The 24,922-nt window shown below is 58.4% G+C and carries 20 protein-coding genes; 9 read left to right on the top strand and 11 right to left on the bottom strand.

What is annotated here, in order from left to right; all coding sequences use genetic code 11:
- Positions 1-48 precede the first annotated feature (48 nt).
- The 4 genes from EA797_RS14680 to hemN all read right to left on the bottom strand — a co-directional run bounded on the left by EA797_RS14680 (position 49) and on the right by hemN (position 7,146).
- Positions 49-1,317 carry an OprD family porin gene (locus EA797_RS14680; RefSeq protein WP_122166502.1) on the bottom strand — a complete coding sequence of 423 codons (1,269 nt, stop codon included), beginning with the start codon at positions 1,315-1,317 and terminating at the stop codon, positions 49-51.
- 298 nt (positions 1,318-1,615) lie between these two features.
- Positions 1,616-3,874, bottom strand: a complete 2,259-nt coding sequence (locus tag EA797_RS14675) for an ATP-dependent DNA helicase (protein ID WP_122166854.1) — start codon at positions 3,872-3,874, stop codon at positions 1,616-1,618.
- The gene (locus tag EA797_RS14670; RefSeq protein ID WP_122166500.1) at positions 3,871-5,511 is read right to left on the bottom strand and encodes a VRR-NUC domain-containing protein; all 1,641 of its coding nucleotides are present in this window, start codon (positions 5,509-5,511) and stop codon (positions 3,871-3,873) included. Before EA797_RS14670 ends, EA797_RS14675 begins: the two co-directional genes overlap by 4 nt.
- Before the next feature lie 246 nt (positions 5,512-5,757).
- Positions 5,758-7,146 carry an oxygen-independent coproporphyrinogen III oxidase gene (gene hemN / locus EA797_RS14665; RefSeq protein WP_122166498.1) on the bottom strand — a complete coding sequence of 463 codons (1,389 nt, stop codon included), beginning with the start codon at positions 7,144-7,146 and terminating at the stop codon, positions 5,758-5,760.
- A gap of 680 nt (positions 7,147-7,826) precedes the next feature.
- Here hemN and galU point away from each other — a divergent pair.
- Positions 7,827-8,666, top strand: a complete 840-nt coding sequence (gene galU / locus EA797_RS14660) for a UTP--glucose-1-phosphate uridylyltransferase GalU (RefSeq protein ID WP_122166496.1) — start codon at positions 7,827-7,829, stop codon at positions 8,664-8,666.
- A gap of 47 nt (positions 8,667-8,713) precedes the next feature.
- On the opposite strand, the gene EA797_RS14655 is transcribed toward galU, so the two are convergent.
- Complete coding sequence (locus EA797_RS14655) at positions 8,714-9,136, bottom strand: VOC family protein (protein WP_122166494.1); 423 nt, start codon at positions 9,134-9,136, stop codon at positions 8,714-8,716.
- A gap of 71 nt (positions 9,137-9,207) precedes the next feature.
- Between EA797_RS14655 and gorA the strand changes: the two genes are divergently transcribed.
- A complete protein-coding gene (gorA, locus tag EA797_RS14650) occupies positions 9,208-10,566 on the top strand; it encodes a glutathione-disulfide reductase (RefSeq protein ID WP_122166492.1) in 1,359 nt (452 codons plus the stop codon).
- A gap of 108 nt (positions 10,567-10,674) precedes the next feature.
- On the opposite strand, the gene EA797_RS14645 is transcribed toward gorA, so the two are convergent.
- Positions 10,675-11,160, bottom strand: coding sequence for a copper chaperone PCu(A)C (locus tag EA797_RS14645; RefSeq protein WP_122166490.1), 486 nt, complete (start codon positions 11,158-11,160; stop codon positions 10,675-10,677).
- 177 nt (positions 11,161-11,337) lie between these two features.
- Here EA797_RS14645 and EA797_RS14640 point away from each other — a divergent pair, with 177 nt between their 5' ends.
- The 3 genes from EA797_RS14640 to EA797_RS14630 are packed head-to-tail and all read left to right on the top strand — an operon-like array spanning position 11,338 to position 13,154.
- Complete coding sequence (locus EA797_RS14640) at positions 11,338-11,706, top strand: YidH family protein (protein WP_122166488.1); 369 nt, start codon at positions 11,338-11,340, stop codon at positions 11,704-11,706.
- Positions 11,707-11,708: 2 nt separating this feature from the next.
- Positions 11,709-12,083, top strand: coding sequence for a DUF202 domain-containing protein (locus EA797_RS14635; RefSeq protein ID WP_122166486.1), 375 nt, complete (start codon positions 11,709-11,711; stop codon positions 12,081-12,083).
- 24 nt (positions 12,084-12,107) lie between these two features.
- Positions 12,108-13,154: a threonine aldolase family protein gene (locus EA797_RS14630; protein ID WP_122166484.1), complete on the top strand. Its 1,047-nt coding sequence runs from the start codon at positions 12,108-12,110 to the stop codon at positions 13,152-13,154.
- 303 nt (positions 13,155-13,457) lie between these two features.
- On the opposite strand, the gene EA797_RS14625 is transcribed toward EA797_RS14630, so the two are convergent.
- The gene (locus tag EA797_RS14625) at positions 13,458-15,644 is read right to left on the bottom strand and encodes an FAD-dependent oxidoreductase (protein ID WP_122166482.1); all 2,187 of its coding nucleotides are present in this window, start codon (positions 15,642-15,644) and stop codon (positions 13,458-13,460) included.
- 360 nt (positions 15,645-16,004) lie between these two features.
- Here EA797_RS14625 and EA797_RS14620 point away from each other — a divergent pair, with 360 nt between their 5' ends.
- Positions 16,005-17,018, top strand: a complete 1,014-nt coding sequence (locus EA797_RS14620; RefSeq protein WP_122166480.1) for an SDR family oxidoreductase — start codon at positions 16,005-16,007, stop codon at positions 17,016-17,018.
- A 152-nt stretch (positions 17,019-17,170) separates the two neighbouring features.
- On the opposite strand, the gene ligD is transcribed toward EA797_RS14620, so the two are convergent.
- Both ligD and EA797_RS14610 read right to left on the bottom strand, forming a co-directional pair.
- Positions 17,171-19,729: a DNA ligase D gene (ligD, locus tag EA797_RS14615; RefSeq protein WP_122166478.1), complete on the bottom strand. Its 2,559-nt coding sequence runs from the start codon at positions 19,727-19,729 to the stop codon at positions 17,171-17,173.
- Positions 19,730-19,760: 31 nt separating this feature from the next.
- Positions 19,761-20,078 (bottom strand): hypothetical protein, encoded by a 318-nt coding sequence (locus EA797_RS14610; protein WP_122166476.1) that lies wholly within the window; start codon positions 20,076-20,078, stop codon positions 19,761-19,763.
- 246 nt (positions 20,079-20,324) lie between these two features.
- Here EA797_RS14610 and EA797_RS14605 point away from each other — a divergent pair, with 246 nt between their 5' ends.
- A complete protein-coding gene (locus tag EA797_RS14605; protein ID WP_122166474.1) occupies positions 20,325-20,606 on the top strand; it encodes a DUF1652 domain-containing protein in 282 nt (93 codons plus the stop codon).
- Between the two features lie 31 nt (positions 20,607-20,637).
- Here EA797_RS14605 and EA797_RS14600 read toward each other — a convergent pair whose 3' ends face one another.
- A complete protein-coding gene (locus EA797_RS14600; protein WP_122166472.1) occupies positions 20,638-21,168 on the bottom strand; it encodes a ferritin-like domain-containing protein in 531 nt (176 codons plus the stop codon).
- Positions 21,169-21,288: 120 nt separating this feature from the next.
- Between EA797_RS14600 and EA797_RS14595 the strand changes: the two genes are divergently transcribed.
- Entirely contained in the window at positions 21,289-22,479 is a 1,191-nt protein-coding gene (locus EA797_RS14595; protein WP_122166470.1) for a mechanosensitive ion channel family protein, read from the top strand.
- 91 nt (positions 22,480-22,570) lie between these two features.
- Here the strand turns inward: EA797_RS14595 and EA797_RS14590 are convergent, their stop codons facing one another.
- Positions 22,571-23,071, bottom strand: coding sequence for a CinA family protein (locus EA797_RS14590; RefSeq protein WP_122166468.1), 501 nt, complete (start codon positions 23,069-23,071; stop codon positions 22,571-22,573).
- A gap of 296 nt (positions 23,072-23,367) precedes the next feature.
- Between EA797_RS14590 and glgA the strand changes: the two genes are divergently transcribed.
- Positions 23,368-24,918: a glycogen synthase GlgA gene (gene glgA, locus EA797_RS14585; protein WP_122166466.1), complete on the top strand. Its 1,551-nt coding sequence runs from the start codon at positions 23,368-23,370 to the stop codon at positions 24,916-24,918.
- Positions 24,919-24,922: the final 4 nt, after the last annotated feature.

The raw sequence follows: 24,922 nt of genomic DNA, 5'->3' as shown, positions 1-24,922 counted from the left end.
TTTCCGCAACAGGAGCGAGGAGAGTTGCGTCCAGCGTGGTGGAGCCGCTTACAGAATGGACAACGGATAGTTGATGATCAGACGGTTCTCGTCCCAGTCATTGGCACTGCCGAAATCACGGCGGATGCTGGAGTTACGCCATTTGATGTTGAGGTTCTTGGCCGGACCGCTCTGAACGGTATAGGCCAATTCGCTTTCGCGGCCCCACTCTTTGCCTTCGGCATCGCCAGCCAGTTCGATGTTGTCGCCTTTGATATAGCGGTTCATCAGGGTCAGGCCAGGCACGCCCATTGCGGCGAAGTTGTAGTCATGGCGCAGCTGCCAGGAGCGCTCGCCGGCCGCATCGTAGGCGTTGTTGAAGCTGTCGTTAGCCAGCGTTCCACCACTGGTGCCATTGACGCGCATCCAGCCAGTGTCGCCGCTGACCTTCTGCAGGCCAACATAGAAGGTGTTGCCGCCGGTCTTCAAGCCGAACAGGCCTGAGTAGGTCTTGTTGTCCAGCTTGCCGCCGCGCGCGCTGCCGTCGTCTTCGCCCTGGAAGTAGCCGATATTCGCAGTCAGTGCCAGATCATCGCTCAGCGGCTGATTGTGCAGAAACTGAACATACTGCTGTTCGTAGACGTCCTTCAACTCAGCGGTCCAGAGACCAACAGTGGTGCGGTTATCGTTGAAGGCGTATTCACCACCGAGGAAGTTGAAACGGTCGGATGCGCCGCCGTTGTAGACCATGTCTTCCATGCTGGCGTCGTCGCGCGGGCTGTTCTGGCGGAACTGACCACCATAGAGGCTCAAGCCGGCGATTTCCTTGGAGGTGACCATGCCACCTTCGAAGGTCTGTGGCAGCGAACGACCATCGTCGCTACGCAGGATCGGCAGCACCGGCATGAACTCACCCACTTTCAGCTCGGTATTGGAGAACTTGGCTTTGGCGGCCACGCCCAGGCGGCCAAAATCATCGGCAGGGCGGCCGTCTCTGTGGCGCGGTAGCAAGCCGGTACCGAAAGTACCGCGACCCCCATCAAGCTTGACTGCAACGCCAGCAAGCACGTCTACACCGAAACCGACCGGGCCGGGTGTGTAACCGGACTGAACGTTCAGAATGAAGCTCTGAGTCCATTCTTCGGCTTTGTTACGTTCCTTGCCTGCAGTAACAGGAGCGTCGTTGATGAAATTTCGGTTGTGATAAAAGTTACGTGCGTTGACCGTGACCTTGGTGTCTTCGACGAAGCCTGCAGCGCTGGCAGTGGCAGGAATGCCAAGTGCCAGAGACAGAGTGCCTGCGAATACGGCGACAGACAGAGGATTACGTGGGGTCATTGTTGTTGTGCTCCCTTTTTTTAAGTAGTCCACCTCGTGCGGCCAAGGCCTAAGACGAGGCGGGATGTAGCGCAGCCGCGATTTTGGAACGGCGCTCATCAGGCAACGAAATCGTTATCAGTTGTCTGACGACGTATCGGATTATGGCTACCGAGCAAGGCTTGTCAATTCAATTTGTAAAGAATTGTTAGGTCTCAGACTTTGGTCTAGTAGGGTAAGCAGGTCGCGTGCAGGTCTCGCAAGACTAGGCTGCAGGAGAGAGCAGCTCCATTCCTTGCGCTTCGTACTCTGCTCTGAATTAGGCTGGGTTAGGCCACCAGCCCGGCAGCAGTCGTCTGACCTGTGAACGAGCGAAGCGGTCGTCGATGAGATGAAGGATTCCGGCGTCTTCCGTCGTGCGGATCACTCGGCCAGCCGCCTGCACCACCTTTTGCAGGCCGGGGTAGAGGTAGGTGTAGTCGTAACCGGCGCCAAACAGCTGATCCATCCTTGCCTTCATCTGCTCATTTACCGGATTGATCTGCGGCAGGCCCAGGGTTGCCACGAAAGCGCCAATCAAACGCTTGCCGGGCAGATCGATTCCTTCAGAAAAAGCGCCGCCCAATACGGCGAATCCGATACCGCTGCTCTGCTCGGTAAAACGCTCGAGAAAGGCGGTGCGTGCAGTCTCCTGCATGCTGCGAGTCTGCTCCCAGTAGGGCAGGTCAGGGTGCTGTGCACTGAGCAGAGTGGTTACCTGTTGCAGATAATCGAAGCTGCTGAAGAAGGCGAGATAGTTCCCTGGGCGCTCTCGATACTGCTCGGCTATCAGGTCCACGATGGGCTGCAAGGAAGCGTAACGGTCCCGGTAGCGCGTAGAGATATTGCGCGCCAATCGGACGTGCAATTGCTCTGGCCGAAAGGGTGACTCCACATCAATCCAGACGTGATTGCGCGGCACGCCCAGGGTATCGGCATAAAACCGTTGCGGCGCCAACGTGGCGGAAAACAGCACGCATGAGCGGGCTTCCCGAATACGAGCAGTGAGAAAGGGGGCGGGAAGCACATTGCGAATGCAGAGGACCGAGGCTTTCGTGCGATTGCGGTCGGGCCCCGAAACCAGTGTGCAGTCTATCAGTGAATGCTCGCCGAACTCCTCGGCCAATCGGCAGAAATGCATGGCATTGAAGTATGCCGTCAGCAACGCCGGGGCTAGACCAGCCGGGTCTTCCCCCATGTATTCGGTGATAGCGTTCACAGCGTGTTGCAGTGCATTGATGAGCTTGTATGGCAGATCCGGGAGTACCTGATATTCGGCGACCTGTTCCCGGTGTAGGTCGCTCCAGGCACGTAGCACACGCTCGATGGGTCGCTTCAAAAATGCTGGAAGAGTCTTGCGTAACCCTCTGATCTGGTTGGAATCAAGCTCAGCGCTGTACATGCCTCTCCCGCGCTCAAGGAGGTTGTGCGCCTCGTCGACCAGCACGCCCACGCGCCACTGATTGAGCAGTGTAAGGCTGTAGAGCAGAGCGCTGAGATCGAAGTAGTAGTTGTAGTCTCCCACCACCACGTCAACCCACCGGGTCAGTTCCTGGCTGAGGTAATAGGGGCAGATCCCATGGGCGAGCGCGACCCTGCGCACCTGCGTCTGATCCAGAAATCGCTGGTTGACGGCTTCAGCGCGGGCCGCGGGAAGCCGGTCGTAGAAGCCACGCGCGAGCGGGCAGGATTCTCCATGGCACGCCTTGTCCGGATGCTCGCATGCCTTGTCTCGCGCGATGAGTTCCAGTGACCGTAGCGGCATCGATTCGCTCGACAGACTCTTCACTGCATCGAGCGCGAGCTGTCGCCCAGACGTCTTGGCGGTAAGGAAGAAGAGCTTGTCGAGTTGCTGACCGGGAACAGCCTTCAACTGGGGGAACAGAGTGGCGAGTGTCTTGCCGATACCCGTCGGGGCCTGCGCCATCAGGTGGGTCCCGGTGCATACGGATTTATAGACCGCCTCTGCAAGTTGGCGTTGACCGAGCCGGAACTCTCCATAAGGGAAGCGCATCGCCCTAAGCGCCTGATCCCGCTCGGCACGGTGCGACTGCTCCTGCTCGGCCCAAGCGATGAAGGCCCTGCACTGAGCCACGAAGAAATCCTGCAACGTTTCCGCGCTGAAGGTTTCAACCAGCAGCGTTTCCTTCTGGGTCACAACGTCGAAGTACACGAGCGCAATATCGAGTGTTTGCAGGTAGCGCGCTTCGCAGAGCAGCCAGCCGTAAACCTTCGCCTGAGCCCAGTGCAGATGACGGTGATTGGCCGGTTGCCTGTCCAGATCGCCGCGGTATGTCTTGATCTCCTCCAACCGGTTCTTTCCAGGGTCGAAACCGTCTGCCCGGCCGCGCACCTGGAGGGTGCCGTAGCTGCCTTCGAGGGTTACTTCACGCTCGTAGCCATTAGCGCGTCGGGCTGTGACCGTGGCATGGCCAGCCATACCTTCCAGAGCTGTCGGAGAGGGCGTGAAGCGCAGATCCAGGTCACCCTGCTTTGCGGTGAATTCGCACAGGGCGCGAACGGCGACCCGATAAGTCACGACACGACCTCGGCCCATTGCACGTAGCAGACGGCAATCGGCACCTGATGACGCTGCGCAAAGTCTATCCAGCGTTTCTGGTTGTCCTGCAGTCGGTCACCTGGGCCTTTGACTTCTATCAGTTGATAGCGTCGCTCGGCTGGCCAGAACTGAATGAGATCCGGCAAACCGCTGCGATGATTGGGAACGTCCAGAAGAATGCGCTGGAAGAATGCCTCCAAGTGCTCGGCTGGGATGCAATCGAGCGCAAGCTCCAACAGTGTTTCGTCAAAGAGCCCCCAGCTGACGAACTGTGATTGCAGGCCGAACTTCTCGCGAAACACACGGCGTATGCAGTCACGGTATTCGCCCGTGCCAAGCTTGCTCAGACATTCATCGAACAGCCCGGCGCGGCGTTTGTGGAAATCTGGCCTGGCGAGGTCAGCAGGCGCCGCGTGGAAGGGGTGGAAGAAGGCGCCCGGCAAAGGCGCAAAGATCGCATCCCAACACAACATGCCGAGCATGGAGTTGATCAGCGCGTTTTCCACGTAATAAACCGGCGCATCGCTGCAGGTCAGGTGTTCCTGAACAGCGCGTTCGACGCTTCGTCCCTCCAGCCTGGACAGTATCAGATCGATGCGCACCGGCTGGGCCATGCCTGCTCGACGCGAGGCAGGACCGCCGAGGGCTCGGCGCAAACGTGGCAGGATGCGCTGCAACTGTTGGGCCTCATGCTCGCTTTCAGGCGCAGCCTCGGCAGTCAGTGCCAACTGCAAGGCGACCTCTGGTTGCTCACAGCGCTCCAGCACCCGTATGGCTCGTTCTCGCGCCCCCGGATAGCGATTGGCTGAATGCAGACGCAGCGCCTGGGATAAGTCGCCGACTCGCTCGCATTGCCGTGCAATAGCGAGCAACAGCTTGCCGCGACGGTTTTCCAGCCAGTCGTTGGCATAGGGCGCGGTAGGCACGTCCATCAGCACCGAATCGACCGGCTCGCCCGCCTCGAAGCGCTCACGGCACCGGTGCAGATGTAGGTAGGCGTCTACGTCCGCTCGCTTATGAAACGCACGGGACTCCGGGGAAAAGGCTACCTGTTCATAACGAAAAATGCCCAGGTCGGCCAGCACGAATTCGGACCAGTCCTGATGAATATTCCCGAAGAACATCAGCCTAAGCCGGTCGCACAGATCGTTGATGGTCAAACCGAACGCCACATCGCCAAGCGCCTCGCACCAGTGGGCGAATGGTTTAGGTTGGGGATGCTCAGTCACAAGAGCTTGCAGCAGGTCGCTTTTGCGTTGGCTGCTGAGCCGTGCACCGAACACGCGGATGAGTTCTTCCTTTTTCAGCAGCCCGAACAGCTGGATGAGATCCAGCGTTGGGTCGGGTTCGATCCACCCCTGTTCGACAAGCGTTTCAGAGGCTCGAATAGGACAGCCGATTTCGGCGTAGCTGAGTTTACTGGCGCGGAACAGCGCACCTTTACGCATGACCATGCGTACCAAAAGCGCCTGCGATGCCTGCGGGACATGTTGGAAACGGTCCAGAAAGGAACGCTCGGATTCATTCAGCAGATCCCCATGGCGCTCACCCACCCAGGCGAGCACCTGCCGAAAGTTGTCAAGGTAATAGAAGGGGTTTTCCAAGGCCTGGCGCATCGAACGTCCGGTTCGGTGAAACGAGGGCGTGTCGGCCCAAGAGACTGGGTATTTATACAGTTGCCGGCATTTTTGGCAACGGTCGGACGATCAATGGTGGAGTAGTGCCGAGGTCGCCTTGGCTGCCAGGGGTGATGGGTATCGCTTCGCTCCCCATCCTACTGGAGCTGGCCTGGCTTGTAGGATGTGGTTGAGCGTAGCGATACCCATGCAGTGGACGTGTCTAGCTTTTGGCTTTAGCCAGGATCAAACCGTGCGCGAGAAGCGGCCGCGCTGCTCACCACCGAGGTACGCATCGAACGCCATGGCAACGTTGCGCATCATCAGGTGGCCTTGCGGTAGCAATTGCACGCTGCCCTCATCTATCTCCACCAGGCCATCGGCGACATGCTCGTCAAGCTTGGCCAGCGAGTCGGCAAAGTATTCGCGGAAATCGATGCCGTACCGGTTTTCGATCTCGGCGAAATCGATGTGGCCATGACACATCAGCGAAATGATCACATCACGACGCAACCGGTCGTCCTCGCTGAGCTTGTATCCACGGTGAACGGGCAACATCCCTTCGTTGAGCCGCGCGTAGTACTGCGACAGCTCCTTCACGTTCTGGCTGTAGCTGTTGCCGACTTTACCGATGGAGGAGATGCCGAGACCGATCAGATCGCAATCGGCATGGGTCGAGTAGCCCTGGAAGTTGCGCTGCAGGGTGCCATTGGCACGAGCCAGCGTGAGCTCGTCATCCGGCAGTGAAAAGTGATCCATCCCGATATAGACGTAACCGGCATCGGTCAGACGCTTGATCGTCAGCTCAAGCAATTCGAGCTTGCGCTCCGGTGGCGGCATATCTTCCGGGCGGATCAGTTTTTGGGCGCGCACCAGCTCCGGCAGATGCGCGTAACTGTAGGCGGCAATGCGGTCTGGGCGGATGTCGATGATCTTGTCCAGGGTGACGCTGAAACTGTCCACCGTCTGCAGGGGCAGCCCATAGATGAGGTCGACGCTGATGGATTTGAACTGTGCGTCCCGTGCGGCCTGGACCAGTTCGCGGGTCTGCTCTTCGGTCTGGATGCGGTTGACGGCGATCTGAACCTGCTCATCGAAGTCCTGCACGCCAAAACTCAGGCGATTGAAGCCCAGCTCGCGCAGTTGGTGAATCTGTTCAGGCGTGACGGTGCGAGGGTCCACTTCCAGAGAAAATTCGTGGCTGTCACTGTCGTCCATGTTGAATGCGTCATGCAGTGAACCCATGAGATCGGCCAGTTGTTCACTGGTGAAATAGGTTGGAGTGCCGCCACCCAAATGCAATTGCGTCAACCTGCGCGAGCGGTCAAACAGCGCGGCTTGCATCTGGATTTCGCGCTTGAGGTATTGCAGATACTCGACGGCGCGGTCGGTCTTGTGGGTGATGATCTTGTTGCAGGCGCAGTAGTAACAAAGGCTCTTGCAGAAGGGGATATGGATGTACACCGATAGCGGCTTTGGTGTTCCGGCCTCGTTGGTTTCCTGTGCGGCATTGCGGTAGTCATCAACGGCGAACGCCTGATGAAACTGTGGCGCAGTGGGGTAGGAGGTGTAACGAGGACCCGGACGGTCGTACTTCTCGACCAGGGCGCGGTTAAAGCTCGGCGTTTGGTCCATGAGTGGCTTACCTTGCGATTGATAGGGAACGGCCTGGCGGGGGTGCGTATGCGGCCTGCGACATCGTGGCGCGATTATCCCTGATTCCAGATCACCAAACGGCTGTCTCAGATCAAGATCCGTTCAGCTTGTGGTCAGCTGCTGCGGTGATCTACACCCCAGATGTGGTGCTTGAGTGTCACCGAGCCGGCGATCTTCGCTGCATTGAACGCCTGCGCGTCTGTGCGGCGATAGCAGTTATCTGCAAATCCAGCCCTTTGCGCTCAGCCTGCCTCACCCCGTGCGAATAGCTGTAATCGATTCGGTGATTTACTGATCTGTGTCAATGAAAACAGTCGGCGCTACGGTTCGTCTCGTGGGCAGTGACGTCATTGATGGACTCAACAGAACTTCAATCCAGAACAACCGCCTTTTTGCTTTTAGAGCACGCCACGCCTGTTCGAGCTCTTTTTCTTCGGGCTACTTGGCAAGCTGCTCAGTTCGCATCAGGCTAGACGCAAGTCAACCACCTCTCATCGGAACACCGGACTGATTGAATTCACTCAAGTAATCGTAGAACCCCGCATCGTTTCGGTGGTCGTAGCCTCTAGTCAGCCGCTGTCGGCGGGACATGCAGGGTATGACTGCTGACCGATCTGGACGCAGTGCATCAACTGGAACCTTCCTCTTCAAGGACTCACATGATCAAAAAATGCCTTTTTCCTGCGGCCGGATATGGCACGCGATTCCTCCCTGCAACCAAGGCAATGCCTAAGGAAATGTTGCCGGTAGTGAACAAGCCCCTGATTCAGTACGGGGTTGAAGAGGCGCTAGCGGCAGGGCTCAGCCAGATCGCTATCGTTACCGGGCGAGGCAAGCGGTCCCTGGAAGATCACTTCGATATCAGCTACGAGCTCGAGCACCAGATCCGTAATACCGACAAGGAAAAGTACCTGGTCGGTATCCGCAAACTGATCGATCAGTGCAGCTTCTCCTACACCCGTCAGGTCGAAATGAAGGGCCTGGGCCACGCCATTCTCAGCGGCCGCCCGCTGATCGGTGACGAGCCGTTCGCAGTCGTTCTGGCCGACGACCTTTGCATCAACCTGGACGGCGACCCTGTACTGGCGCAGATGGTCAAGCTATACAACCAGTTCCGCTGCTCGATCGTTGCGATTCAGGAAGTGCCGCCAGAAGAAACCAGCAAGTACGGCGTTATTGCTGGCGAGATGATCCGCGACGACATCTTCCGCGTCAGCCACATGGTCGAGAAGCCGAAGCCTGAAGATGCACCATCCAACCTTGCGATCATTGGTCGCTATATCCTGACACCGGACATTTTCGATCTGATCGAGCAAACCGAGCCTGGTAAAGGCGGCGAAATCCAGATCACCGACGCGCTGATGCGTCAGGCTCAGGATGGTTGCGTACTGGCATATAAGTTCAAGGGCCAGCGTTTCGACTGCGGCTCTGCCGAAGGCTACATCGGTGCTACAAACTTCTGCTACGAGAACTTCTACCTGACCGGTAAAGCGTTCTAAGCGACAGCGCGTTATGTACGAAGCCACCTCCGGGTGGCTTCGTCCGTTCAGGGGGCTGGCAATTCATCGGCGCCGGGGCCAAGCGGTTGCCCATAGCTGAATTCGACGTAGTTCCCCGCCGGGTCACGCACGCCGCAGTAATAGCCGACAGGGTAGGGCTCATCACGCGGCTCCCAGATCAGGCAGCCTGCTTCGCGCGCCAACTCTGCGACGGTATCGACCTCACCTCGGCTGGCCATGGCAAAGCCGAAGTGACTGTAATCATTGTCAGCCAGCGCTCGGTCCTGCCCACCAGGCATGATCACGAAGATGAACTCCCGCTCCTTACCGGGTTCGGCCATCCAGACGATTCGCGAGCCCTTGCCGGCCCGCTCATGGAAAACATGCATGCCACAAAATCGCTGATAGAAGGCGATGCAGGCGTCCAGATCCGGCACGTGCAGGGCAAGATGAGTAAGGGTAGGGCGCATGTGGCACTCCTTCGGTGATCAGGTCAAACGCCTGGGTTATGCTGTCCGCTCTACAAGGGAGACAACAGTTCATGGCTTACGACTTCGATTTATTCGTCATCGGCGCAGGTTCCGGTGGCGTCCGTGCCGCTCGTTTCGCAGTTGGTTTCGGCGCGCGTGTCGCAGTGGCCGAAAGCCGTTATCTGGGTGGCACCTGCGTGAATGTTGGCTGCGTACCTAAGAAGCTATTGGTGTACGGGGCGCATTATTCCGAAGACATCGATCAGGCGCAGGGCTACGGCTGGACAATCGATGGCGCGACCTTCGACTGGAAAGCCTTGATAGCCGGCAAAGACCGCGAGATTCAGCGACTCAATGGCATCTACAAGAACCTCCTGACTGACAGCGGCGTCACCTTGCTGCAAGCCCATGCTCGGCTAGTCGACGCGCACACGGTTGAAGTCGAAGGCCAGCATTACACCGCCGAACACATCCTGATTGCCACCGGCGGCTGGCCGTTCGTGCCGGACATCCCAGGCCGCGAGCATGCCATTACCTCCAATGAAGCCTTCTATCTGGAAGAGCTCCCACGCAGGGTGCTGGTGGTCGGTGGTGGCTACATCGCTGTCGAGTTTGCCTCGATCTTCCACGGATGCGGCGCAGAAACCAAGTTGCTGTACCGAGGCGATCTGTTCCTGCGTGGTTTCGATGGTTCGTTGCGCGATCACTTGAAAGATGAGCTGATCAAGAAGGATGTCGACCTGCAGTTCAACGCTGATATCGCCAGCATCGATAAGCGCGCGGACGGTACGCTGCTGGCGACGTTGAAAGATGGGCGTACGCTGGAAGCCGACTGCATTCTGTATGCAACAGGCCGCCGGCCGATGCTTGACGGCCTAGGCCTGGAGAATCTGGACGTGACTCTGGACGAGCGTGGCTTTGTTGCGGTGGATGAACAGTTCCGCACGACAACTCCGTCGATTCTGGCCATAGGTGACGTGATAGGTCGAATCCAGCTGACGCCCGTGGCGCTTGCCGAAGGGATGGCCGTAGCCCGTCAGCTATTCAAGCCTGACGAATATCGGCCAGTCGACTACAACACGATTGCCACTGCCGTATTCAGCCTGCCCAACATGGCCACCGTCGGGTTGACCGAGGAAGAAGCCCGAGCGCAGGGGCACAAGGTAGTGCTGTTCGAGAGCCGCTTCCGGCCGATGAAGTTGACCATGACCAACAGCCTGGAGCGCAGCCTGATGAAGTTGGTGGTCGATGCCGAGACGGACAAGGTGCTGGGCTGCCACATGGCCGGTCCGGATGCCGGAGAGATCATCCAAGGTTTGGCGGTCGCCTTGAAAGCAGGCGCAACCAAGCGAATATTCGACGACACGCTAGGGATTCACCCAACAGCTGCCGAAGAGTTCGTCACAATGCGCACACCTACGGGACTTTGATCTCGCAGCAGCTGGTGGTCGAGCCGGGCACGGAGGCGTAGGTGGGGCAAGGGCAGGGGAGCGGGACGGAAGACGCAGCCGCTCTTCCGCCCGGCCAGGGCAAAGCGATCAGTGATGATGATGGCCGCTGTCGGTCGCCTGGGGCGCCTGATCGTGAATGCTGACATCCACGGTTACTTCGCCGGCTTTCTCGAAAATCAATGTCAGGGGAAAGTGTTCGCCAGCCACGAGCGGTTCCTTGAGTTTGAACAGCATTACGTGGTTACCGCCTGGCTTGAACTCCACCTCGCCACCTGCGGCAAGTTCGACCGATTCGATCCGCTGCATGCTCATGACTTCGCCCTTGTGCACATGAGTATGCAATTCGGCCTTTTCGGCCCGGGGCGTCTGCACACCTATGAGTTTGTCCGTTGCTTCGCCTGGGTTGTTTACCCGGAAGTAGACAGCGCCGGTTGGAGCGGTTGGCGGCATCGCACGTGACCAGACCTGCGTGATCGCCGGTTTGTCATCCACCGCATGGTGAGCGTGATCCTCGGCGGTTGCGGTCAGGGTGGCCGTGCCGAGCACGACAGCGGCTATCAGGCGAAGCAACATGATTCTCTTCCTAGGGGCTTGAAAGGCCGAACATTAACATGCTGGTCTCGGTAACGGCTTAGCGCGCAATGCGCTGGACTGACCAGGAGACGGTCGCAATGGAACCTGCACGAGCGCTGCGTTTCTGTTTGAATGAGCTATAAAACACGCCCCATCTGATCGGAGACACATCGCCCAATGGAACGAAGTCGCTGGAGTCATCGGTTGCTGAGTGGGGGAAATGAACCGGATCCGCGGTTCACCCTGGCCAACGAACGCACCTTTCTTGCCTGGATCCGTACATCATTGGCACTGTTGGCCGGCGGCGTCGCAGTTGAAGCATTCGCTGGCGAAGTTTTTACGCTGGAAATCCGTAAGATCCTATCGATATCGCTGCTTTTGCTGGCCATCTTCATCAGTTCATCAGCTTGCATACGCTGGTTGAGCATCGAACGCGCGATGCGCCACAGTGGCCCGTTACCATTTCCGATGCTGGTCCCGATCCTGTCGATTGGCGGGACGCTGGTTACCTTGGTATTGATCAGTTACATCGCACTTGGCGGCTGATCATGCACATTTCGTTTCGCCGCCGTCTGCAGCCCAAGCCGCCGCCACCACCGTTGCACGAAGACCCTGGCTTGCAGCCGGAACGCACTTCGCTGGCCTGGGGTCGAACGCTGCTTACAATGCTCACGGTCAGCGCGCTTTTTCTGCGGTGGATGCCATATCACGGGGCTATTGTTGGCGCGCTCGTGGCGCTCGCGCTGATCACAGCGCTCGGTATCTGGACGACCCAACGGCGCCGCTATATGCGCAGCGCCAGCGGAGTGAAGAGTGGCCGCATACAGGCTGACGCCACTTCCATATTCTGGCTCGGTGCCTCGGTCGTGGTATTGGGGGCGCTTGGGCTCTACACCGTAATTTTCTTGCCGATCACTGATTAAGGCAGCAACCCACAAGAGGCTTAGATGACAACCGCCAATCAGCAGTTTGCCAGCGACAACTATTCAGGTATCTGCCCTGAAGCCTGGGACGCCATGGCGCGTGCCAACCAAGGGCATGACCGTGCTTATGGCGACGATCAATGGACGGCGCGCGCGGCAGATCATTTTCGACAGCTGTTCGAAACTGATTGCGAAGTGTTCTTCGCTTTCAATGGCACGGCGGCAAATTCACTGGCGTTGTCGGCCTTGTGTCAGAGCTACCACAGCGTCATATGCGGTGACATTGCGCACATCGAGACGGATGAATGTGGCGCGCCAGAATTCTTTTCCAACGGCTCGAAATTGCTGGTCGCACGGACCGAACAGGGCAAGCTGACGCCTGCTGCAATTCGTGAAATCGCACTCAAGCGCAAGGATATCCATTACCCAAAGCCGCAAGTGGTCAGCATCACTCAAGCGACCGAGATAGGCACCGTCTACCGACCAGACGAACTGCGCGCCATCAGCGATACCTGCAAGGAATTGGGCCTGCATCTGCACATGGACGGTGCCCGTTTCGCCAACGCTTGCGCACATCTGAGCCTCTCACCGGCAGAGCTGAGCTGGAAAGCAGGTGTGGATGTCCTGTGTTTCGGTGGCACCAAAAATGGGATGGCCGTGGGTGAAGCGATCCTGTTTTTCAATCGAGCGCTGGCGGAAGACTTCGAATATCGCTGCAAGCAGGCCGGGCAACTGGCATCCAAGATGCGATTCCTGTCCGCGCCCTGGGTGGGTTTGCTGGAAAACGGCGCCTGGATGAAGTATGCCGAGCACGCCAATCAATGTGCCCGTTTGCTGGCTGAACTGGTCAGCGACGTTCCTGACGTTGAGCTGATGTTTCCCGTCGAGGCGAACGGCGTGTTCGTCAGCATTCCGCCATTGGCATTAGAAGCGCTCAGAAGTCGAGGCTGGATGTTCTACACATTCATCGGCGTAGGCGGCGCGCGTTTTATGTGTTCTTGGGATACCAGCGAAGAACGCGTACGCCAATTGGCGAAAGATATTCGTGCGGTTGTATTGCAGAACCAGTAATCAACGGAAAGGGCCGCGGTGTTCTGATCGAACCCGCGGTGCTGGAAGGGAATTACCGAAAACGTCGACGAAAGCCTAAGCACGTGTAAAAACCCAATACGTTATTTAACATAATATAGATTATGCGAAGTTAAGTGTTATGAGCCTTGGATCATTGCGCTGAACATTTCGACCACCATTTAGCTTCCGATGCCGCCGTCGGCCATCAAGACCTTCAGCGGCTATCGGTGACATTCCCACAATGTCGGCGACATCCGTTGCAACACGACTGCTGCGTAGCTGCATAAAAACGTTAGCTTCTGCTTACGCGGATGACTTTGCTTCTGACCCGTCTTCGGTCTGCGCTTGATCCGGTTCTCGGCCTCGACGCCAACGTTGCAAGCGCTCTGCCCAAATTAACGGTCGTTTTGCGCTGTGCGCCCGTTGCCAGGCTTCTGCAACCGCAACGCTGGCCTCAGCCAGGCTGGGATTCAAATGCACGGCACGGTGCAGCTTTTTCAAGCCAAGTTTGTGCTTCATGGCGACCACGAACACTCCCAGCGCTTCGCTGGCGCCATCGCCCACGAAGGTGACGCCGATGATTCGATCACGCCCGCGCTCGGTGAGAACCTTTACGAAACCCCTGTTACCAGCGTTCAGCTGAGCCAGAGCCAGATCCTCAAGATGTACCAGCGTGACCTCGTATTCAGTCTGGGCAGCCTTAGCCTGTGCCTCCGTGACGCCGACCATCGCAACTTCCGGCGATGTAAACGCCGCTACGGGCACAACTCGATCGCTGACAACGACGCGCCGCAGGCCTGAGAAAAGCGCATTTAGCGCGGCAAATCGGGCGTGATGCGCAGCTTCGTGGATAGACGTATCGGGTCCCGTTACGCCGCCCACCGCATAGATATTGGGATAACGGGTCGCGAGGTACTCATCAACCTCAATGGTGCCGTCGTCGCGGACACTCAGCTGCAACTTGTCCAGTCCCAGATTATTGGCCTGAACGCACCTGCCCATGGCAATCAGTACTCGGTCGAAGGCAATCGTCAGGCTTTGTTGGTCATCCGTCATGCACGTCAACTGATATGCCGCGTCCGTCCTCTCGAACTGCTGCGCAACGTGGTCCAACAGAAGCTCGACACCGTCGGCACGCAACGCATCGCACACCGCCTGGCGCGCTTCGGGCTCGAGATCCTGGAGCAGGTGTTGATCTTCGCTCAACATCGTGACCTTGCAGCCCACTCGTTGTAGGGCCTGAGCGAGCTCGCAGGCGTTTCGGTCGCCGCCTAGTACCAGCAAACGGTCCGGGCGCGCTTCCAAGTCCCAGATATTTTCTGAGGTCAGCGGCTCGACCTGATCCAGGCCGGGAATATCAGGTATGTAGGGTTTACTGCCGGTCGCAAGAATTATTGACCTCGAGCTGATGTTGCGATCACCCACCTGCACCGACCAGGGCGATATCAATTGCGCCTCGCCCGTAATCACCTCAACACCCATCGCTCGATAGCCATCAGCGGTAACGCGGTCCTGCGCATCACTGAGGGTAAGGCGAACCTGATGCATGACACGGGCGAAATCGTCGTCCCGAGTAACGTCAGCCATATTGCCGTGCTGACGCAACGAATAAGCGCTGTTCGCGGCTTGCATGAGAGCCCGAGCCGGTACGCTGCCACTGTTCAAGGCCGCGCCGCCTAGCCGGCCTGGCTCGACAAGGGCGACCCGCGCTTTCATCGATGCAGCAACACGGGCAGCGGCAAGCCCCCCACTCCCCGCCCCGACGACCACCAGGTTGTGTTCGAAATGCTTTGGTTTTTGCCAGCCGCGGAACGCCTTGCGCCCTTTGTAGTGAGTCAACAATCTCGTCGCAGCCAGTGGGAATACCGCCAGCAATATCAGCGTCCCGATCATGCTTGGCGAAAGGATGTCCGAGACCGACTGCAGGCGCGCCAACTGACGGCCTGCATTCACGTAGATGGCGTTGCCCGGCAACATGCCCGCCTGGGTCGTCCACCAGAACGTCCAGACACTCACGCGGGTGAGGCCCAACGCAGGATTGAGCAGCACGAACGGGACCAACGGAATCAACCGCAGTGAAAAAAGGTAAAAGGAACCGTCCCGCTCAAGCCCACGGTTGATGCCGGCGATCTGTTTGGCGAACCGCTTCTGTACCCAATCGCGCAACAGAAACCGGCTGATCACCATGGCGATCAGCGCGCCCACGTTGCTCGCGAAAGACACCAGCAGCGTGCCGCCCATCAACCCGAACAGTGCGCCAGCAAGCAGGGTAAGGATCACCGTCCCGGGGAACGACAGCACGGTCAGCGCGACGTATGCGGTGAAGAATATCGCACCTGCCCACCAGGGATGCGCTTGCACCTGATCACGAAGCGCCCCGCTCCTTGACTGAATATTTTCGAGCGTCAGGTACTCGCCAAGGTCGAACCAGAAAAAGCAGACCCCTGCGATGACGAACCCAAGGATGATAAGTATCCGCGTCAGTTTCATTCGCGTCCTACCCTCTGTAGGCGGCCGACAAGCACCCTCGGGACAAGGGTGGCTCGCCAATCCGTCGCGAACGATTGGCAGGACATATGGCCAGCGGATGAGCTGTAAATGATCAAAAGAAAGGCTCTCGTACGGGAATGCCTAGTTTCGAACTTGCCAAGTGGCGTGCGTTCCGACGTGGCGACGATCAGTCACGACTGGCCTGGCCAGCACGAGCAGCCGAGGCGCTTCCGCCCATCTCTGAGGCTGAACGATAAAAATCTCGCATCGTCTAGAAAGAGGCTGCAGAGGCCCCTCCTCTGTATGGAGGGAACCCATCAATCCGGCGATAGGACTGCCATCCTTTGACTGGAGATTCCGATGCAATCAGACGATCACCTTCCTTCCCGCCGCCGACTGATCCAGGGCGCGGCGGCGACACTGGCGGCAGGCGTGGCGATGCCCGCCTTTGCTCAGTCATCCTCGGGCACCGCACAGCCGGCCAATACGCCCGCGCCGTTAAGCGACCCTACCAAGCGCTATGCGCAACCACCCTTCAAAGAGCAGAAACAGCCCTGGCCGGGGCTTGCCCGCGATATGGACCCCAAACCCGACCACGGCGAAGAAAGCTACCAGGGAAGCAACCGCCTCGCCGGCCGCAAAGCTCTGATTACCGGCGGCGACTCCGGCATTGGCCGGGCTGCAGCGATTGCGTTTGCCCGTGAAGGCGCGGATGTTGCGATCAACTACCTGCCTGATGAAGAGCCAGATGCGCAGGCGGTCGTCGAATTGATACACCAAGCAGGCCGCAAGGCCGTCACGTTACCTGGCGACATTCGTGACGAAGGGTTCTGCCGAAACCTGGTCGAAAAAGCCTCAGAGGCGCTGGGCGGTCTCGACATTCTGGTCAATAACGCCGCACGGCAGCAGAGTCATCAATCGATTCTGGACATCAGCAGCGAAGAGTTCGACTGGACCGTAAAAACCAATCTCTATGCCATGTTCTGGATTACAAAGGCCGCCGTCCCGCTCATGCCGCCGGGATCGTCGATCATCAACACCTCATCGGTCGTCAGCTACGACCCTCCCGTGAACCTGCTCGACTACTCCATGACCAAAGCCGGGATCGTCAATTTCAGCAAGGGCCTGGCGAAGCAGTTGATCGAGAAAGGTATTCGAGTAAATGCCGTGGCCCCGGGCCCGTTCTGGACGCCGCTGCAGGTCAGTGGTGGTCAGACCATGGAAAACCTCAAGAGCTTTGGCAGCGACGCGCCGTTGGGCCGGCCCGGCCAGCCGGCGGAGATTGCACATATATATGTATATCTCGCTTCCACCGAAGCCAGCTACGTTACCGGGCAGGTTTACGGCGCATCCGGTGGCAACGGCAACCCTTGAGCAAGCCAGAGGAGCGCAGGAGGCGTGAGTTTGCCTCCTTCACTTGCAATTTGTTTCTGTCGCTGCCGAAAGACGCCTTAGTGAAGTGATGGGGTTGAGAGACGGTGCGGACGACTAAGACGCTGCGGCGGATCAGCTGCAACACTGATCCGTCACTTCATCCCTAGCTGCTCGCGCATCTCATCTGTGATGGTCTGCTCCGTCTCGTTGATCCCTGCCCAGGGGTCATCAGCGCCCTGCTCTTCCAGCCGCGGGATCAGGTTGCGGATGGTCCACAGGTTCGCGCCTTTGAGGTCAGCAAGCTCATCCCGATGAATCGGTACCGACACGCCCAGTCCCTCCCTGGCGCGAACTGAGTACGCTGCTACGGTACTGGCACCCTGGCTGTTGCGCAGGTAATCGATGAAGATCCGACCCACCCGATTCTTCGGCCCGCTCACTGCGGAAAAATGCTGCGGTAAAAGCTTGGCCATGTACTGCGCGATGGCCTGGCTGAACGCTTTGACTTCGCTCCAGCTGTGCACCGGCTCAAGCGGCACCATGATGTGCAGCCCCTTGCCACCGCTGGTTTTGAGAAAAGACTTGAGGCCGATTTCGTCCAGCAGCGTCTGAGTCAGCTGGGTCGCTTCTATCATGCGCTTCCAGGGCAGCGCGGGGTCGGGGTCGAGGTCCAGAACGAAGCGATCTGGATGATCCAGTACCGGTGCAACGGCATTCCAGGTATGCAATTCGATGGTGCCCATCTGCGCGGCACTGACCAGCGCTTCTACCGTGTCGATGGTCATCAGCGCAGCGTGTTTGGGGTACAACGCGGTATCCAGCTGAGTGACGTGCGGGATGCTGAGTTTTTCGATGTGCTTCTGGAAAAAAAGCTCACCCTCAATCCCTTCCGGTGCGCGCACCAGCGCCAAGGGACGCTGCTTTATATAGGGCAATGCCCAGGGCGCGACCTCTGCATAAAACCGGGCGAGTTCCATCTTGGTGGCGCCGATTGACTTATCGATCACGCGGTCTGGGTTGGAGATCTTGATCTGGCCGGCAGGCTTGCTCGCGCCGCGTTCAGATTTTTTACCGGCGCCCGCTTTGCTGGGGGCCGCTGCCGGCTTTTCGTGGGTGATTGCCTTCGCCGGTTTGTCCGAGCGAAGCCCGTGAAATACCGAATGACGGACAACCCCCTGACGGGTCATTTCCGCGTATGCCACTTCACACATCAGCTCCGGCTTCAGCCAGTGGGCGCCGCGTACATCCGCAGCGGGAGGCGCTTTTGCCAGCGGGCTTTTAGGCACCTCCAACCCTTTGAGCTTGGTGTGCAGGCTTGTCAACGTCGCCTGATTGAACCCGGTGCCGACCTTACCGGCGTACATGAGGTTGCCTTGATCGTCGTGCAGACCCAGCAGCAACGCGCCGAAACCGCTTCGCGCGCCCTTGGGGTCGGTGTAGCCGACGATGATGAATTCCTGGCGATTCTTGCACTTGATCTTGACCCAGCTGTTACTGCGCCGTGACACGTAGGTGCTACCGGCGCGCTTGCCGATCAAACCTTCAAGATTCATCTGACAGGCACTTTCCAGCACGCTTTCCGGATGCTCGGTAAAGTCAGCGGAGAAACGAAGCAGGTCACTGTCGTTCTGGTCAAGCAGCTGGCCCAACGCCGCACGACGCTCTTCCAACGGTACGTCGCGCAGGTCCATTCCGTTCAGGTAAGGCATGTCGAACAGGTAATACACGATAGAGCCGCTGCGCCCCACTTCGAAGGCATTCTGCAGCGCTTGAAAGTCGGGAGTGCCCTCCTCGTTCGGTACAACCACCTCGCCGTCCAGCCAGGCCGAATCCAAACCCAATGAAGCAAGCGCTTCAGCTTGCTGCGGCATCTTTGCCGTCCAGTCGTGTCCGTTGCGAGTGAACAGCTGAACCTTGCCAGAGTCGATGCGAGCCATGACTCGATAGCCGTCGAACTTGACCTCGTACCGCCAATCACCATCGGGAACAGACTCCATCAGCGTCGCCAGCTGCGGCTTGAGGCTGTCAGGCAGTGGCGCGGCCTTGGCTCCTGATAGAGTCGTCTTCGTGGTTTTCTTGCGTGTTCGAGCCTGGGGCGTCTTCACCGGTTTGGCGTCGACTTCCAGCTTTGCCTTGCCGCGCTTTCTTGGAATCAGGGTGCGATCACTTAGCACGCTGTCCGGCTGCTCCTTGACCACGTCGTATTCCTGCTCAGGACGAGCGGACGTGTCGTTGGACTTGATCAGAAACCATTGCTCCTTGCCGCCATCCATCTTGGTGCGAACGAGGTTCCAGGTGCCGCTAAGCTTTTCGCCCTCAAGGCTGAATTTGAGTTTGCCCTTGCGATAGCCTTCCTGCGGGTCGCCTTCTGGTTGCCATATGCCCCGATCCCACACGATCACTTCGCCTGCACCGTAATGTCCGGCGGGAATGGTGCCCTCGAATGTCGCGTATTCGAGCGGGTGATCTTCGACATGTACAGCAAGGCGCCGTGACTTCGGGTCCAGTGACGGCCCTTTTGGTACCGCCCAGCTTTTCAGGGTGCCGTCCAGCTCCAACCGGAAGTCGTAATGCAGCCTCGTCGCATCGTGCTTTTGAATGCAGTACTGCAACGCATGGCTGGCGCCGCGCTTGCGGCCCACCTTGGGCTTACCGCCGGGCTCAGGTGTAGCCGCGAAGTCCCGCTTTCGATTGTATTCATCGAGCGCCATGGCGCAGCTCCCTGATTACGTCGGCTGGCTTTTACTCAATCGAACCTGGATCGGACGCCGTGTCGGTCGGCCCACCGTGGCTGGAGTGCCGGCCTGGCTGAACCGAGCGATCCTCTACCTCTGGATCTGATTCGCCTTCGGTCTCGGGCGGCGTGGCCACCAGGTCGCCGTCCTCTGTGACCGTGCGGCCCTGGCTGTCCTTATGGGTGTCCAGGGTCTCCTGCGGAGCCGGATTGCCCATTGGGCTAGGTCGCGCGCCTTTTTCCGATTCAGGAGTGCCTGCGGGCCATTGCGCGAATGCGGACGTTGCCACAAGGCTTGCGAATATCAGTGTCGTAATCGACTTCATGCTGCCACCTCATTGAAGAAGGTTGTCAGCCCGATGTGGGCCAAATGTGTTTCGCCACAAGGGCTTAGCTCAAGCAAGCGAAACGGCGTCTCTTTCGCTCTGGACAAACTTCCGCCGAGCGGCGCGAAATGGATGTTTACAACAGGGCGTGCGCTGCTAGCGTTTGAAGATGCTGCGGCCGTAAAGCTGCTGCATTCGTCTGCGAGCCTACTCGCGGAATCTGGACTCACGATGGGAGGAAGGATCATGGCTTCGCGTCTACCTCTGCTGACGATAGAAAACATCCTTCACAACTATCTCCACCCCTTCCGTTGTGATTGTCATGTGCAGGACGACAGTCGTGTCACTGTTCGTCTCTACGAGGCGCAATCGGACGGCGAAGAATTGACCGTATTCGGCATCACCGACGAACAATGCCGCGACGCCGCCAACCTGGTTCGGCTCGCCCAGGAACTGCGTTTCGAACTCTACGCAACCCGCAGTGGTTTGATGACTGCGGAGCTGCCGTCGAAAATTGCCGAACGCTAGACGATACGTCCGGCTGTCTTCCACTCAGGAACTAGCGCTTGGCTTCAGTGTTAGGCGCTTCGGAACGTGTCAGGTAGGCTTGTGTCAGTTCGGCCAAGTGGCTGCGCATCCATTCAGCCATCGCCTCCTCTTCTTTCAGGATGCTTTTGCAGACGTCTGCCGTCTGGCTATCACCCACCGCTTCGGCTGCAGCGATCAGAATTTCGTACGAGGCGATTTCAAGGTTTTCGAAGACGTAACCCATCTGCGCGCCTTTGACGATTTCATCGTTGACCATCATCCCGCCCATGGCCTGCCCCATAGCCATCATCTTGCCGCCCAGATCCTTGAAGCCTGAATAGGACTTGTCATAACGCTGAAGGCAACCTTCGATCAACTTGGACTGGTTCTGAGTTTCGGTGATGTGCTGTTCGATCCGCGCCTTGAGCTGCGGGTAGTGTTCGATGCGGCTGGCCTGCTTGTTCAGCATGGTCTCTGCCTGGGCTTCCATCGCATGAGCGTCTCGCAGCCACTCGATCAGGCGTTCAATGCGGACGTCATTACCGGTTTGTGCGCTTTGCATGGCATCTCTCCCATTTGGTCGGATAACGATTCGTTTTCAATCCACCTTGATAAGTGTGAAAGGGTCTGCGCTGGGGAGTTCCAAACATCCGACTGAGTGCATCTGGCTCCGATAGCTGAGATGAACTTTGCACAGCTCTGGTCAGTCATTCATGCAACCTTGGAATGGAGCAGCCTTATCGACATCCTCGAGACCCCCTTTCATTGGGAACAGTACATAACCGAACCGGCGCTGCGCGTCCTGCTGGCGGCCACGGTTGTCGTGGTGCTGCTGAGCGTGTTCAGCCGTGTGCTGACCGCCGTGATGCTGCGATTGGGGCGCGGCTTTCTTTTCACCAAGGCCGTTTCCGAGCAACTTGAAAAGCCCATCAGAGTCTTGCTTCCCCTGCTCGGCTTGCAGGCTGTACTGGCGACGGCGAGCAGTGATCTCGCGCTGATAGGCATCTCTCGGCGGATCACCACGCTGCTGATCATTGGCTGTTTTACCTGGCTGGCGATGCGCCTGTTACGCGGGCTCGAGCAAGCCGTTCGCTTGAAAAACCCGGTGGATGTCACCGACAACCTGCGAGCGCGGCAGATTCAGACCCAGTCCCGGGTGTTGTTGCGGACCATGGGATTCTTCGTGCTGCTTATCGGTGCAGCCGGAATGCTGATGACCTTTCCCGCAGCCCGGCAGTTTGGTGCGAGCCTGCTCGCCTCGGCCGGTCTTGCAGGTCTCGCGGTCGGTTTTGCCGCCCGCCCCGTGCTAGGAAACCTCATAGCAGGCATACAGATAGCGATCACCCAACCGATTCGGCTGGACGACGTGGTCATCGTTGAAAACGAGTGGGGCCGCATCGAGGAAATAACCGGGACCTACGTCGTCGTGCGGATCTGGGATGATCGGCGTTTGGTCGTGCCGTTGCAGTACTTCATCGAGAAACCCTTCCAGAACTGGACGCGCCGCAATTCGAGCATCATCGGCTCCATCTTTCTTTGGGTGGATTACTCATTACCGCTTGAGCCGGTACGTGAAGAGCTTCGCCGTCTATGTGGCGAGGTTCCCGAGTTGTGGGACGGGCGCGTCATCGTTCTGCAAGTTACCGACACCAGCGAGAAATCCATTCAGCTTCGTGTCCTGGTCAGCTCGCCAGACTCGTCACGTAACTGGGACCTGCGCTGCCACTTGCGAGAATCGCTGATCGGTTTCATTCAACGTCAGTACCCACAATCACTTCCGCAACTGCGCGCCGACCTGAGTGTCGGCCACAAGCCCCGTGTCGATCACAGCGTGCCCGACCACATCGAGCCGGAACGCCAACCGCCGGTTTAAATGCAGCGCTACCAAGCCGGTCGCGCTGCATTACTGAGCATCTGATGTTCAGCTGCGACGTCCTGGGGCGATGTGCGGGACGCGATGCCGGTCAATCATGCTCGTGCAACTTGGCCAGCAACTGTTCGTATCTGCTCGGCAACTGCTCTAGCCCGTAATGGGCAGCCTGCTTGCGAATGGCCACACGATCTCCGTCGAACTTCACGGTCTCGCTGATGCTCACCTGGCGCTCGCCTTGCATGAGCGCATAGGCGTAGCACTGGGTCCCGCCGTCGTCCTCTTCGCTGTTGTCGGCAACGCCTGTGTTGGAAATGGCAATGTTGGCGAAGCTGGCGTTCAGCGCACCGATGGCCATCTCCGTGGCGACTTCCTCACTGGTCAGGCCATAGGTCTCGATGGTCTCGAAACTGACATGCAGCAGCCGGTTCTTCGCGTTGGGCGAGTAGACGACGAAACCGCTGTCCAGCACCTGACCACACCCCGGAATGTCGCCCAGGAGCGAAGCCATCAAGCCACAGGTGCAGGATTCGGCAGTAGTCAACTTCATCTCTTTGTCGCTTAAGAAGCGCACGATTTCAGTGAGGTCTTGCATGGTCTTCGCTCCGACTGACAGCTGGAATTCATACGGGTTGGACAAAGTTTCGGAACCGACCCCGAATCGCAAAGTTCCGCCGATGCGCGTCCGTCGCAAATTGAGAACTAATTCATAGCGCCTCGGTCTTTTTCAAGACAGGGCCATTGCAGTCCTGGGCCGCAGAACAAGCGGCTTTCAAGAAGAACAAACACTCTTGCCGTGCTCATGGTTCGCAGCCCTTGAAGGTGCTGTGTGGAAACAACGTGCTTGTGACTGGCTTGACGCGAAAACGCCGGTCACATGGGGAAAAGCTTATGAGTATCGCCGCAATCAACGCTCGGCCGGTCCGCCTTAACACAACGCAACGTCTGGGTAGCACCAGTGAGCGTCCTGTGCTGCAGTTGCGCAGCACTCAGGACGACAAGAAGAAGATTCTTTTCGTAACCTCGGAACTTACCGATCTGGTCAAGACCGGCGGGTTGGCTGATGTGTCGGCTGCTCTCCCCCGCGCGCTGGGTGATCTGCATGACGTGCGCGTTCTGATTCCCGGGTACGCCCAAGTCATGAAACATGCCGAGTCGATTCGTATCGTTGGCAGCGTACTGTCCCATGGTGACTTGCCCTCCTGCCGCATCGGGCGTCTCGACATGCCTGACGGCTTGATCATCTATGTATTGATCTGCCCCGAACTCTACGACCGTGATGGCCTGCCCTATGGCGACGATCAAGGTCGCGACTGGCCGGATAACCCCGTGCGTTTCGCTCGCCTGTGCATGGCGGCTGCCGATATTGCCGCTGGTACTGCGGGTATCCGCTGGGTGCCCGACCTCGTACATGCGCATGACTGGCCGACTGGCCTCACGCCTGCCTACATGCATTGGCGCGGGCTCGCCACGCCATGCGTGTTTACCATCCATAACCTGGCTTACCAGGGCAACATCGATATGAGCCTGCGGCGCTCGCTTGGTATTCCGCTGGAAGCCTGTGGACCCGAGCGCATGGAGTTCTACGGTGCCCTGTCGCTGCTGAAAGCAGGCATTGCCTACGCTCAGCACGTGACGACCGTTAGCGCCACGTACGCCAAGGAAATCACCACGTCCGAGTTCGGTTGCGGGATGGAAGGCTTCCTCAGCTTGAAAGCGCGCCAGGGTCTGCTCACCGGATTGCTGAACGGTATCGACGAGAGCTGGGAGCCCGAAAGTTGCTCGTATCTGGTCAGCCCGTTCAGCCCGAATGACTGGTCCGGGAAGCAGGCAAACGCCGCGCATGTCCGCGAGCTGTTCGGCCTGGAGCAAGGCAGCGGCCCGCTATTTTCAGTGGTATCGCGCCTGGTGCACCAGAAAGGCATCGACCTGACCATCGCCATCGCCGAAACAATCGTCGAGCGTGGCGGGCAGCTGGCCATTCTTGGCCGAGGTGAGCCTCACATCGAAGACGAAGTCAGGCGCCTGGCGGAACGTTTCCCAGGCCGCGTCGGTGCGCATATCGGTTTCAACGAGACCGATGCGCGCCGTCTTTTCGCCGGCAGCGACTTCCTGCTCATGCCTTCACGCTACGAGCCCTGTGGGCTGAGCCAGATGTACGCGCAGCGTTTTGCATCCCTGCCGATCGCTCACCGCACAGGGGGCTTGGCCGACAGCATCGATGACGGCGTCACCGGATTCCTGTTCAACGATGCGACCGTCGAAAGCTATCGCGGCGCCGTGGAACGCGCACTGTACGTTCATCAGAACCCCAAGCTGCTCAATGCGATGCGTTGCCGCGCCATGAGCGGGGGATTTTTCTGGAGCCACGCGATCGAACCCTATGACCGGTTGTACCAGCAATTGCTGGGCGGTCGGCGTCATGCCATTGCTGTTTCCTAACGAG

It is taken from the genome of Stutzerimonas zhaodongensis (assembly GCF_003696365.1).
GTDB classification, from domain to species: Bacteria; Pseudomonadota; Gammaproteobacteria; order Pseudomonadales; family Pseudomonadaceae; genus Stutzerimonas; species Stutzerimonas zhaodongensis.
This window is presented reverse-complemented; position numbering and strand designations above follow the sequence as displayed.

Excerpts from the sequence above, each read along its gene's own strand:
- EA797_RS14680 (WP_122166502.1), bottom strand. The coding sequence starts at position 1,317 with ATGACCCCACGTAATCCTCTGTCTGTCGCCGTATTCGCAGGCACTCTG.
- EA797_RS14670 (WP_122166500.1), bottom strand. The coding sequence starts at position 5,511 with ATGCGCCAGGCCTTGGAAAACCCCTTCTATTACCTTGACAACTTTCGG.
- hemN (WP_122166498.1), bottom strand. The coding sequence starts at position 7,146 with ATGGACCAAACGCCGAGCTTTAACCGCGCCCTGGTCGAGAAGTACGAC.
- galU (WP_122166496.1), top strand. The coding sequence starts at position 7,827 with ATGATCAAAAAATGCCTTTTTCCTGCGGCCGGATATGGCACGCGATTC.
- EA797_RS14655 (WP_122166494.1), bottom strand. The coding sequence starts at position 9,136 with ATGCGCCCTACCCTTACTCATCTTGCCCTGCACGTGCCGGATCTGGAC.
- gorA (WP_122166492.1), top strand. The coding sequence starts at position 9,208 with ATGGCTTACGACTTCGATTTATTCGTCATCGGCGCAGGTTCCGGTGGC.
- EA797_RS14645 (WP_122166490.1), bottom strand. The coding sequence starts at position 11,160 with ATGTTGCTTCGCCTGATAGCCGCTGTCGTGCTCGGCACGGCCACCCTG.
- EA797_RS14640 (WP_122166488.1), top strand. The coding sequence starts at position 11,338 with ATGGAACGAAGTCGCTGGAGTCATCGGTTGCTGAGTGGGGGAAATGAA.
- EA797_RS14635 (WP_122166486.1), top strand. The coding sequence starts at position 11,709 with ATGCACATTTCGTTTCGCCGCCGTCTGCAGCCCAAGCCGCCGCCACCA.
- EA797_RS14630 (WP_122166484.1), top strand. The coding sequence starts at position 12,108 with ATGACAACCGCCAATCAGCAGTTTGCCAGCGACAACTATTCAGGTATC.
- EA797_RS14625 (WP_122166482.1), bottom strand. The coding sequence starts at position 15,644 with ATGAAACTGACGCGGATACTTATCATCCTTGGGTTCGTCATCGCAGGG.
- EA797_RS14620 (WP_122166480.1), top strand. The coding sequence starts at position 16,005 with ATGCAATCAGACGATCACCTTCCTTCCCGCCGCCGACTGATCCAGGGC.
- ligD (WP_122166478.1), bottom strand. The coding sequence starts at position 19,729 with ATGGCGCTCGATGAATACAATCGAAAGCGGGACTTCGCGGCTACACCT.
- EA797_RS14610 (WP_122166476.1), bottom strand. The coding sequence starts at position 20,078 with ATGAAGTCGATTACGACACTGATATTCGCAAGCCTTGTGGCAACGTCC.
- EA797_RS14605 (WP_122166474.1), top strand. The coding sequence starts at position 20,325 with ATGGCTTCGCGTCTACCTCTGCTGACGATAGAAAACATCCTTCACAAC.
- EA797_RS14600 (WP_122166472.1), bottom strand. The coding sequence starts at position 21,168 with ATGCAAAGCGCACAAACCGGTAATGACGTCCGCATTGAACGCCTGATC.
- EA797_RS14595 (WP_122166470.1), top strand. The coding sequence starts at position 21,289 with ATGAACTTTGCACAGCTCTGGTCAGTCATTCATGCAACCTTGGAATGG.
- EA797_RS14590 (WP_122166468.1), bottom strand. The coding sequence starts at position 23,071 with ATGCAAGACCTCACTGAAATCGTGCGCTTCTTAAGCGACAAAGAGATG.
- glgA (WP_122166466.1), top strand. The coding sequence starts at position 23,368 with ATGAGTATCGCCGCAATCAACGCTCGGCCGGTCCGCCTTAACACAACG.